Raw genomic sequence first — 11,252 nt, forward strand, 5'->3', positions numbered from 1 at the left:
ATATAATATAATAGTATTTTCTATCACATTTTGCCATTATTTAGACATAGAATGAAGAACAGCTACATTTAGAAAGTTTAGAGTAAAAAAAATTGAGAGAAGTGAAAAATGGGGAAATATTTTTTAATAGGTATTCCTGATTGCGGAAAATCAACGCTTGGGAAGCTTGCTGCGGATATATTGAAGCTTCAATTCTTTGACACTGATATTATGGTATGTGATCTATTGGATTTTAAAAGTGCGGCTGATTTATTCAGATCAGCTTTAAATCAAAGTTTTCTGAACGCGCAACGTGCCGTATTAGATAAAATTGCAAAGCTTGACAGTGATGCGATAATATCCACCGGTGCGGAAGTTTCTTTAGTGCCTGATTGTGTTAGGCAAATGCACGCCTTGGGAACGATTATTCACATAAAAAGAAACCCAGAATTAATTAGGGAAAAATTAAAGAACAGAAAAACAAGCAGAATTGTTTTTCTTGACGCGAAGACAGGTAAGGAAATTGATGCGCAACAAGATATCGTAAAACTTTATATGGAAGAATATTCCAAATATGAAGCAATAGCCGATCTGTCATTTGAAAACAATGGAAGTGAAAATGAAGGGGTGCAGAAATTGGTAATGCTGATAAATAAGTGTCAGGCGAAAAAATAAAAATAATGTAATTGGGATTAGGAAAAAGTTAAGAAATAATATAAAAAAAGGAGGGCGTACCCTCCTTTTTTACGCCCAAGGCGTCATTTTGTGACACACCCTGCGGAACCTGCGGTTCCGATGGGGGTCTTGTTAACATACCGACCAATTTTTCAAATAAACTGTATATTTAGTATACTTTATGATATAATATTTGTCAAGTTGAATTATTGATAAAATTGTTTTAAGTTGACTAATTTGTAATATTTTTATTAATTGAAGAGGTTATTATGTGGCGATTAGCGTTGGATATGGGCACAAGCTCAATTGGCTGGACAGCTTTGGATATTGAAAATCCAGAAAATATAAAAATTCTTGATATGGGAGTGCGAATTTTCCCTGATGGCCGCGAACCAAAAACCGGAACGCCGCTTAATGAAGCACGGCGAAATGCAAGGCAGATGCGGCGGCAACGAGACAGAAAAATCCGTCGAAAAAGAGCAATGTTGAATTTCCTTATCAATAATGGGTTTATGCCCAAAGAAAAGGAAGAACAAAAAATCATTACCCAACTTGATCCCTACAACCTCCGTGCTGCCGCGCTTGAACGGAAACTGGAACCATTTGAACTTGGCAGAATCATGATGCAGTTTTCAGTACGCCGTGGCTTTAAATCTGGGCGCAAGGAACAACAGACTGAAAATACTGCGGAACGGGAAGGAATGTTGGGAGGCATTCAATCCTTGGAAACAGAATTGAAAGGCCTTACACTTGGACAGTGGCTCTGCAAGCAAAGGGAAGCCGGTAATTCAGTTCGGTTTACACCCACAATGGAAAAGACAAAAATTATCTATTCTTTTTATCCTTCACGGGAAATGTACGAAACTGAATTTGCCGCAATCAGAAATAAACAGGAAAAATATTATAAAGAAATCAACTGGGACAGACTACATTGGCTTATTTTCTTTCAACGTCCTATTAAACGACCGGAGAGAGGGCGATGTCAGTTTTACACTGAAGAAGAACGCGGCTATCGTGCTTTTCCTTCGGCTCATCGTTTTAGAATTTTACAGGAGATTAATAATCTTAGTTATTACAATGAAGAAAATAGAGAAGAGAAAATTCCTTCTGAATTAAAAATGAAACTATTTGAAGCACTTAATTTACAAAAGTCCCTTTCCTTTGACAGGATAAGAAAGTTGTTAGGTGAAAATTATACCGGTTCATTCAACCTTGAGAATAGTAAGCGAGATAAACTTAAAGGAAATGAAACTTCTGTCGATTTTCGTAAGCCTGAACTATTTGGTACTATATGGGATGAACTGGATATTAAAAAACAAGATGAGATCATAGAAAATTTAATGATAGAAGATGATGAAAATGTAATATATGATTTCCTAAAACCTTTTGGACTCTCCGAAGAACAAATAAAAAAAATATCCGGTTATAATCTCCCTGTCGGAACAATGATGCTTTCATCACATTTTATGATTGACTGTTCAGAAATCATGTTGAAAGAATGGATACAATATTCAGAAGCGGTAAATAAGATGGGGTTGCATCATTCAAAAAAAGAAAAACATGATGTACAACGTTCTCTTCCCTATTATGGAAAAATACTTAAAGGGTTAGTCAGCGGCGCAAAAGGAGAAAACTATAAAGGTAACGATGAAGATCGTTATGGACGTATTGCCAATCCTACAGTGCATATTGCATTAAACCAATTACGAAAACTGGTAAATGCCTTGATCCGCCGTTTTGGTAATCCTGCTCAAATTATTATGGAGGTCGCGCGGGAACTCAAGTTAAGTAAAAACAAAAAAGATGAACTTTTTAGAGAGCAATCAAAAAATCAGAAAGAAAATGAGCGGATAAAAAAAGAACTAACTGATCTTGGAGTGATACAGGTAAATAGCGAATTTATCAAGAAATATAAATTATGGGAAGAACTTGCTGTCGAAGGATTAGCCCGTCTTTGTCCTTATTGCGGAAAAACAATTTCCGCCAAACAGTTGATTTCGGGTGATGTGGAGATTGAGCATATCCTTCCATATTCCCGAACTCTGCTTAATTCCCGTGATAATCTGACTGTAGCTCATAGAAAATGTAATCAAGCTAAAAAAAATCAAAGTCCCTTTGAAGCGTTTGGTAATAACCCAAAAGGTTTTGACTGGAATCGTATCATGGAACTTTCCGCAAAATTACCTTTTAATAAACGACGAAAATTTTATCCCGATGCTATGGTTAGGTTTCACGAAGATGAGGGAGGTTTTATTGACAGACAGATAACAGATACCGCTTACCTGTCAACAGCAGGTAAAGATTATTTGTCAGCAATTTGTGATACTAATGCAATCTGGGTCAGCCCGGGCAGACTTACTGCTATGCTCCGTGGATTATGGGGTTTCAATACTCTGCAACCGCCGCAATACAACCGAAGTCGGTTAAAACAATTCAGTTTACTCGAAAAATTGGTCGGTCTGCAACGTAATTGTTCGCTTATATTTTCAACCGTTAAATTCAGTTTACTCGAAAAATTGGTCGGTCTGCAACACCTTTAACGAATTGGAAAACGAAAATGTTAATTCAGTTTACTCGAAAAATTGGTCGGTCTGCAACCAAAAAGTTGCAACACAGAGAGCAAACACAAATTCAGTTTACTCGAAAAATTGGTCGGTCTGCAACGGCTTGCGACACTTGCCCCTTTCCCTTCCGAATTCAGTTTACTCGAAAAATTGGTCGGTCTGCAACGGAAAAGACAAGTTGGGTAATAATAAACTTAATTCAGTTTACTCGAAAAATTGGTCGGTCTGCAACTAGACAAAATAGTGGACGCAAACGGCGTAGAATTCAGTTTACTCGAAAAATTGGTCGGTCTGCAACGCAATATCCCGGCGGAACCTCCCGCGCCTGTTAAACCGGCAAAGCCCGGCGCAAAGCCGCCGCCGGATTTTGAGCCTATAACGGCGGAACATAAAATTGTCGATGTTAATATCGTTTTAACTGTTATTTATGACTATATAAAACAGTTGAAAAAGGATTTTTTGCAAACAGGGCGGGAAGGTATATCAAAAAAAATTGAAGCGGGCGAGCAGTTGTTAGCTTTAATTTTGAAAGCGGTTGAAAATGCCTAAAGAAAAGAAACCCGGCTGGCAATACTTTTTTAGTGAATACTTTAATGAAGAATTTGCGATCCATGAAGAAAGCGGCTGGGTTTATTTTTCAACAAAAGAGGGAATAGTCAAATATTCCCCGGCGGAGTTTGAATTGTTAAATAAACATGGTTTAAAACTTGACCTTGCAACGCATAGGGTTAAAACCATTATAGGCGGGGAATTGGTTGACATTAAACCAATACCAAAACCGCCGGAACCGGTAACAAGGCAGGTGGAATTGGAAATATGGTAAGGGGGATTTTATGAAAGAGTCTGAAATGATAATAAAGGAAAATCAAATGAGGGCGGCGCGGGAAAAAATTCCCATAACGCTAAAAATCCCTGCGCAATTATACAAAACAATACAAGCGGCGGCGCGTTCATCCGGGCGGGAAAATTGGAAGTTTTTCAACAATAATCATCTTGATTGCCCGGATTGCCCGGCGCGGCCTAGCTGTCAAGTAAAGGAACATGCCGCCGCCATATTCAATATTTGCGGGAAGGAAGTTTGCGACCTTGCCTGTTACGGCGCGTTTATAAAGTTTGTTTTTGCGGAGGCTGAATAATGGCGGATATATTCAAAGGGCGGCGCATACGCAACCAATATAAAAAGCAATTAAAGAATGTTGCAACTAACGCGGTAAAAAAGGAAGTATACCGCCTAGCGCGGAACCGCGATATTTTAGGAATGATTTTAATTCTTGAAAATATCGCTTTAATAGTTTTGTATTTTATTTTCATCTTTTAACGGGGGGATTGAATGATAGTAGTAGTTAATGTGGGAGATTTAATCGGAATTGGAATCGGCGTTATTGCGCTGATTGTTGCCGGAATGTGGTATTTAGTAGAGCGTTTTAAGAAAAAGTAATTATGGGAAAATGCTTTAATTGCAATGAGGCAACAGAAAATGAAGATAGCAAGCTAACCGGCGATTTATGCGTGTTTCATCCGTGTAACGGGTGTTCGGATGATTGCGGAACGGATTGCGAGGCTTTTGACGGTGATTTTGATTGTAATGCGTGGGGGCCAAGAAACGGAGGGGGGAAATGGGAATTAAATACGAAAACGGAAAAATATTAGAAATTACTAACATTGAGGATGAAATGTTATGGGCTAAAGATGTTTTGAAAAGGGCTGAAACATCGTGGCCTGATTTAGCTGATATAGATACGGCAATAATGGTTTTAGAACAAACAAAAATAATATTTATAAGAACGGAAACTCACAATGAGCAATTTTATTGCGAAAACTGTTTTTATAAAAATAAAAAAAATATTGACATATTTCCAAAACCTGAAGGCAAATGTCATATAGGGGCCGCCGGATATTTTTTGCCGGTATTAAAAGGGGTATAAAGCATGGATTTTTCACGGTACAAAAACCGGCTAAAAGATTATCTACACTTAAAAGGGATTGAAGTCAATGCCGAGGGGTTTTGTCTATGTTTTGTTCATAGTGAAAATACCCCCTCTTGCAAAGTTGATGAAAGCCATTATCATTGTTTTGGTTGCGGCGCAGATGGAGACATTTACGATGGAGTATCCATTTTAGAGGGAATAACGGATAGAACTAAACAATTCCAATTCATAGAAAATTTATTTAACGGCGGCGCAATGCCTCCCCCCGCGCCCGGCGGCAAGAAAAAAGAACGCGAAAACTTTACCGCCGACCCTGCCGCGCAAACAAAACTTGAAAATTACTTGAAAGAAAACGCCGCCGCCGAAAAAGAAATTATAAAGTTTTTGAATATACGCGCCGCCGCTTCATCTTTAGGGCTATGCCAAAAATACCCGGATGATTTAATACCGGCTATGGTAAAGAATTTTTATTACTGGCCCGGCCTTGACCGGGCGCGGCAAGATTTAGGCGCGGATGTGTTACGCGCCGCCGGTATACCGCTTAAAAATCCTAATACCGATAGGTCGTGGTGGGAACATACCGGCGTTATTTTGCGTTTGCCTCGCGGTTATTACAAATTGCATTATTATATTGACGGTGAATGTAAAAAGTTCAATTCAAAGGGCAAATACCCCCTGCCGGAAATAACCGATAAAATAAACCCGCTTATTTTCACCGAGGGTGAAATGGACGCATTTTCAACCGCCGCCATAGGGGTTAAAAATGTATTTGCAAGCGGCGGAACCACGGCGGGAATAACAGGCCCTAAAGTCAAAGAATGTTTGTTAGATGTGCCGGAAATAATTTTATGTTTTGACGCGGATGAAGTAGGGCGGAAAGCCTCCGGGCTGGAAGCGTATTCCCCGACCGATAAACTGAAAACAAACATCCCGGAAATCATGCGCAATGCGGGGTATACCGGCATTATTAAAATCGCTGAATTGCCCTTGACGGATAACCATTGCGAAAAAGACCCGGAGGGCTTAATCATTGCCGGAAAACGCGATGTTGTTATAAAGGCAATTCAAGAGGCGCGGGAATACATACCGCCGGAAAAAAAGACAAATGAAAAAACGCCGCTTAAATGGGATTATCTGCCTGTTAAACGCATACTGGCTATATTAAAAAAGATAACGAAAAAAGCCATTGAAGAAAAAGAGGCGGGGGATGTTCAATTATTTATTTCAGCTATTTTAAAAGCCGTTAAAAATCCAAAAGACATTGAAAAAGATTTAATTGAATGGGGGGCAACAAAGGAACAAATAAAAGAAAAAAACGATGTATCCCCGTATATTTTAATAGAATTTTCATGGAAATACGGCCTTTCAAAATATTTACAACGTACTATAAAAATTGAATTAACCCCGGCCAGTGAATTGTTAAAAAAGATTAACAGGCATAAACCCATTGTTGACATAGATTTTGATGATATGAAATATAATAAAAACGTCAGGCAATTTTTAGAAACGCTGGGCGTAAGGGCCGCCGCTATGGTTGTATCCGATATTTTAGACGGTCATATTATCTATGTGGAATCGGAAAAAAAGTATTATTTTTTTAACGGTCATACATGGAGGCGCGAGCCGGATATGACAGGTGTAATTTATAACATTTTAATAGCCGTTATGATTTACTACTATGAAAAAATAGACCTAAAGGAATTAGGTTTAAGAAAATCGGATATTGATGAAATTATTGTTAAAATGGAAAGCCGCCGGTTCCGGGTTGATATCATGTCCGAGTTTTCGCAATTAGAACAATTTGACGTATTCAAAACATCGGTATTGTTTGACGGCCCGGCGGTTCGTGAAACCTTGACGCTGATTGACGGCGTTTTAGATTTTTCCGGCAAGGAAATAATTTATAGAAAATCGGAACGGGATGAATACCGCCGCGATGTTTTGCCGTATACCGTTCAAGATATGAAAAAAGCCATTAACCCTAAACAGTTTAAAGAATTTATGAAGGGCAATTTTAAAAACGAAAAAACACTTGAAACACTTTTATTTTATTTAAGTTTAATACCTTCCCGGAATACAAAATATAAATACGGCGGAGTTTTTATCGGTGAAACAAACACCGGGAAAACCACTACAATGGATATTTTACAAGCCGTTTTTGCCGGAATGTTCGCGCAAGTACCGGCGGGAATCCTTGTATCAAAGGGTGTAAGGCAAGTAACAGGGAATGAAGCGACCCCCTATGTTGCAAAACTGGAGGGCAAAGGTTGCGGGGTTGCCAGTGAACCCGGGCGCAATTTATATTTGAATAACGCGCTATGGAAGTTATTGACCGGCGGCGATATGCTAACCGCCCGCGATTTATATCAAAGCCCCCATGACTTTGTTCCCACGGCGCAAATTGTAATTTTGACTAACCACCTTCCATTGTTTGACTCCCATGATAACGCAACAATTCAGCGCATGGTTATAATTCCTTTTTTGGTAGAACATAAAAAAGGGGATAAGGATTTTATAAATATAGATGAATTCAAAAAAAAGATAATCCCTGAATATACCGGCATAATTAAAATGTTTATTGACTACTATATAAAATTAAAATATGAATTAGGCGGCGCGATCCCGTTATCGGATGAATGTAAAAAATATAAGCAGTCATACATTGAAGAATTGGACACCGATATTGACCGTTTTGTAAAGGATTGTATAAAGTTTGATGTTGCCGATGACGCTTTTGTTAGGGTTCAAGAGGTTTATGAACGTTATTTGAAATACTACAATTTTACATCCGCCGATAGCGGCAAGGAAGCATTAACCCGTCAAAAGTTTACGCGCTATTTTAAGCGTGATTATAAATTGGTAGGTTATAAACAAAAAAAGGTTCAAAATGTTGTTGACCTTTATTTTTTCAATATCCGCCTAAAACCGGATGAAGGAATAACGCAAGAGCCGCGCCCGGATGATACCGCCGCGCCCGTTGATTATTCACCGCCTAAAAATTACGCGCCGCCGCCGGATGAAAATCCGTTTTTATAAAGGAGTAGGAAATGCCGCTGAATGAAACCGCCGGAAATATGTTTAAGTTTATAACTCATACATGGAATATTATTAAAGGGGCTTGCCCTTTTGATTGTACCTACTGTTATGTGAAACGCTGGGGGGAGGGAAGGTTGAAAGCCCCCCGGCTGGTTAAATCTGAAATGAAAACAGATTTAGGGGAAAACAATTTTATTTTTATCGGCAGTTCAATAGATATGTTTGCGCCGCAAATACCAGAGGAGTGGATTACTCATTATGCTTTAACAAAGGCTATAGGCTATAATAACAAATACCTGTTGCAAACAAAAAACCCGCGCCGGTACTTAAAAATAGTTGACGATTGGTTAGTCCCCAAAAAGTTTATATTAAGTACAACTATTGAAACAAATTATTATATGCCTGACATTATGCGCAATGCGCCGCCGCCGATTGAAAGAGCGGCAACTTTGGCAATGTTGCCAAAAAAATATAAACGCATGGTAACGATTGAACCAATAATGAAGTTTGATTTAGATACATTGTTAGCAATGATAATGACAATTAACCCGGTACAAATTAACATCGGCGCGGATAGTTGCAATAAAAACCTGCCGGAACCGACAAGGGATGAATTACTTTATTTATTAGGGGCTTTAGAAAAGTTAGACGCAACTATTGAAATTAAATCTAATTTAAAAAGGATACTGGAGGCTTAATTTGCGCCGGGAAGTTATCGGAAATTGTGAATTACACCTCGGCGATTGCATGGATATACTGCCGACACTTCAAAGGGTTGACGCGGTTGTAACCGATCCGCCTTATGGCGTTATGTTAGGTGAAATAAATACAGGGCAAGCAAGAAAAAAAGAGCAAACATCTTATGAAGGTTTTTCGGATACGCCGGAATATATAAAAGAAAAAGTTATACCGGCAATAAATATGGCTATTGCTATTTCAAATTGCGCGTTAATAACGCCCGGAAATAGAAACCTTATGTTATACCCGCCTTATGATGACATCGGGGTATGGTTTAATCCGGCTGGAAGCGGCGCGGGAAGGTGGGGATTTATTTTAGCTCACATGATTTTATACTATGGCAAAAACCCCCGCGCCGCAAAACCCGGAAACGGCGCAAGTTCCGCGTGGTTAAAAAATGAAAGAGTAGGGGATATAAATAATATTCACCCTTGCCCTAAACCGCTTAATTTTATGAAATGGGCTGTTAATAAGGTATCCTATGAAAATCAAATAATTCTTGATCCATTTATGGGAAGCGGAACAACTGGCGTGGCTTGCATTGAATTAAAAAGAAAATTCATAGGTATTGAAATAAATGAAAATTATTTTAATGCCGCTTGCAAGCGATTGAAGGAAGCCGCCGCGCTGGGAACGTTAGATTTTGATAATATGCCGGAAAGTACCCCCCCCCCCCCTATAGGGGAATTATTATAATTTGTTTATGGAGGCTATATGGAAATGGATTGTAAAAATTGCGATTACATGGGTACTAAATGTTTTATCCGCTATTGGAAAGATGTTAATGAGTTCGGCGTGACCGAGTGGATATGCCCGGTATGCGATAAATCACATTTAAAACATGATGCCGATTTTATTTGTGATAATTGCGGTTTCACTTATGAATGTCAATAAAGGGGGTTTGTATGGTTGACAAAGAAAAAATTGAAAAGGCAATAGAAGATATTAACGGCCTTCTATTGGATTTTGGAAACGCCGTGGATGAATTGCGTGGCGTTAGGGAATTGTTATATTCCCTTATTGAGGAGGAGCCAGAAAATGAAAAAAGAAACTGTTGAAAAACCTATTTTGTTTAAGCCGGAAATGGTTGAGGCGTTACTTGAAAACAGAAAAACAGTGACGCGCCGCCTAGTTCTGCCCCAGCCGCCTGATTTTGTTGACTTCCTAGAATACAAAGCATATAATAAATCTTTTCAAGGTTATATGCAGGCCGTTTTTGCGGAACCTACTGTACATTTTACAAAAGCAAAATACTGGCCCGGCCTGTTGCTATGGGTAAGAGAACCTTTTTTAAGAATGATATGCCCGCCTAATAGTATTTTACTAAAAGATGATAATGATGGCTGGTATGTACACGGGGATAGTCTCTATTTTTATAAAGCGGGTTCAAAATATTACCCGGATGATAAATGGCATTCTCCTATATTTTTACCGCGTATAGCGTCCCGGTTCTTATTAAAAATAACGGATGTAAAAATTGAACGCCTCCACGAGTTAGATGATATTGACGCGGTTTTAGAAGGTTGCAAAAACCGGGAAAATTATGCGCGGCTATGGAATGAAATAAACGGCAAAACCGGGTATACATGGGATAAAAATCCGTGGGTATACCGTATTGAGTTTGAAAACAAGGGGGCTGACTATGGGGGAAATTAGGAAAACTGTCATTTACGAAAATGACGAGTGGGAAGTATACAAGCATTTTGACGGCTTATGGGAAATAAAACCAAAACAAAAATTACAAATGGAAGATGAAAACTTTAATATAGTTTTGGTTCCGCAAGAGTTATCCTCCTTGCTAAACATATTAACCCGGATAAACCTTGACTATTGAAACACCTGTTGAAAATTTGCCCCCAGTGGCCACGGGCGCGGTTATACCGGCCTTTGCCGCTGAATATGTAGATTTATGGGGGAACATCAAAAAAGCCCCTATAAAAGCCCTAGAACAAGCCCACGGCGGGGATTTTATAAAGGTTTAAGTTTATGAGGCGGAACCGGGTTTCTATTATGGCTTTCAGCTTAAATTAAGAAAGTTAATCTACCAAAAAGAGGCAAACATCATAAAAGACGCGCCGGAAAAAACGCCGGAGGCCGCCCTGTTTGCGGCGCGGCGTGAATTGGTTTCTATTGTTGAAAACTATTCAAAAAAGTTAGTTGAATTATGTTTAACTTTTGATAAAATATGCTATAGCCAGCCGGAATTGTTTTAAAAAGTTTCACCGGGGAAACAAAAGGGGTATTTATGCCGAGTACTGCTGTCAGGTTAGTAATTGACGATCCTGAAAATTTCCATTTATTAACTACCGATATGAAAGAAATGATTATACAA

The 11,252-nt window shown here is 38.9% G+C and carries 14 protein-coding genes, 1 pseudogene and 1 CRISPR repeat array; of the genes and pseudogenes, 14 read left to right on the forward strand and 1 reads right to left on the reverse strand.

The window, feature by feature from the left end; genetic code table 11:
• Nucleotides 1–108: 108 nt before the first annotated feature.
• The 14 genes and pseudogenes from ACYVRH_RS08435 to ACYVRH_RS08500 all read left to right on the forward strand — a co-directional run bounded on the left by ACYVRH_RS08435 (nt 109) and on the right by ACYVRH_RS08500 (nt 10,754).
• Nucleotides 109–654 (forward strand): shikimate kinase, encoded by a 546-nt coding sequence (locus ACYVRH_RS08435; protein ID WP_461256478.1) that lies wholly within the window; start codon nt 109–111, stop codon nt 652–654.
• 290 nt (nt 655–944) lie between these two features.
• Nucleotides 945–3,071: pseudogene (gene cas9 / locus ACYVRH_RS08440) on the forward strand (type II CRISPR RNA-guided endonuclease Cas9); the annotation flags it as partial.
• Nucleotides 3,072–3,084: 13 nt separating this feature from the next.
• Nucleotides 3,085–3,516: a CRISPR direct-repeat array (repeat unit 36 nt; unit sequence AATTCAGTTTACTCGAAAAATTGGTCGGTCTGCAAC).
• 243 nt (nt 3,517–3,759) lie between these two features.
• Entirely contained in the window at nt 3,760–4,041 is a 282-nt protein-coding gene (locus tag ACYVRH_RS08445; RefSeq protein ID WP_461256479.1) for a hypothetical protein, read from the forward strand.
• Between the two features lie 10 nt (nt 4,042–4,051).
• Complete coding sequence (locus ACYVRH_RS08450; protein WP_461256480.1) at nt 4,052–4,354, forward strand: hypothetical protein; 303 nt, start codon at nt 4,052–4,054, stop codon at nt 4,352–4,354.
• Nucleotides 4,354–4,536, forward strand: a complete 183-nt coding sequence (locus ACYVRH_RS08455) for a hypothetical protein (RefSeq protein ID WP_461256481.1) — start codon at nt 4,354–4,356, stop codon at nt 4,534–4,536. Before ACYVRH_RS08450 ends, ACYVRH_RS08455 begins: the two co-directional genes overlap by 1 nt.
• Before the next feature lie 122 nt (nt 4,537–4,658).
• On the forward strand, nt 4,659–4,868 hold the full coding sequence (locus ACYVRH_RS08460) for a hypothetical protein (protein WP_461256482.1): 210 nt from the start codon (nt 4,659–4,661) through the stop codon (nt 4,866–4,868).
• Complete coding sequence (locus tag ACYVRH_RS08465; RefSeq protein WP_461256483.1) at nt 4,835–5,143, forward strand: hypothetical protein; 309 nt, start codon at nt 4,835–4,837, stop codon at nt 5,141–5,143. Before ACYVRH_RS08460 ends, ACYVRH_RS08465 begins: the two co-directional genes overlap by 34 nt.
• A gap of 3 nt (nt 5,144–5,146) precedes the next feature.
• Entirely contained in the window at nt 5,147–8,182 is a 3,036-nt protein-coding gene (locus ACYVRH_RS08470) for a toprim domain-containing protein (RefSeq protein ID WP_461256484.1), read from the forward strand.
• Between the two features lie 11 nt (nt 8,183–8,193).
• A complete protein-coding gene (locus ACYVRH_RS08475) occupies nt 8,194–8,880 on the forward strand; it encodes a DUF5131 family protein (RefSeq protein ID WP_461256485.1) in 687 nt (228 codons plus the stop codon).
• 1 nt (nt 8,881) lies between these two features.
• The gene (locus ACYVRH_RS08480) at nt 8,882–9,616 is read left to right on the forward strand and encodes a DNA-methyltransferase (protein WP_461256486.1); all 735 of its coding nucleotides are present in this window, start codon (nt 8,882–8,884) and stop codon (nt 9,614–9,616) included.
• Between the two features lie 24 nt (nt 9,617–9,640).
• The gene (locus ACYVRH_RS08485) at nt 9,641–9,814 is read left to right on the forward strand and encodes a hypothetical protein (protein ID WP_461256487.1); all 174 of its coding nucleotides are present in this window, start codon (nt 9,641–9,643) and stop codon (nt 9,812–9,814) included.
• Between the two features lie 11 nt (nt 9,815–9,825).
• Nucleotides 9,826–9,978 carry a hypothetical protein gene (locus ACYVRH_RS08490; protein ID WP_461256488.1) on the forward strand — a complete coding sequence of 51 codons (153 nt, stop codon included), beginning with the start codon at nt 9,826–9,828 and terminating at the stop codon, nt 9,976–9,978.
• Nucleotides 9,959–10,576, forward strand: a complete 618-nt coding sequence (locus ACYVRH_RS08495) for a hypothetical protein (protein ID WP_461256489.1) — start codon at nt 9,959–9,961, stop codon at nt 10,574–10,576. Before ACYVRH_RS08490 ends, ACYVRH_RS08495 begins: the two co-directional genes overlap by 20 nt.
• On the forward strand, nt 10,563–10,754 hold the full coding sequence (locus ACYVRH_RS08500; protein ID WP_461256490.1) for a hypothetical protein: 192 nt from the start codon (nt 10,563–10,565) through the stop codon (nt 10,752–10,754). The genes ACYVRH_RS08495 and ACYVRH_RS08500 overlap by 14 nt, the downstream gene beginning before the upstream one ends.
• 293 nt (nt 10,755–11,047) lie before the next feature.
• Here the strand turns inward: ACYVRH_RS08500 and ACYVRH_RS08505 are convergent.
• Nucleotides 11,048–11,252, reverse strand: a 205-nt coding sequence (locus ACYVRH_RS08505) for a hypothetical protein (RefSeq protein WP_461256491.1), incomplete at its 5' end; no start/stop codon positions are given.

The sequence above is a fragment of the Treponema sp. R80B11-R83G3 genome (assembly GCF_054786115.1).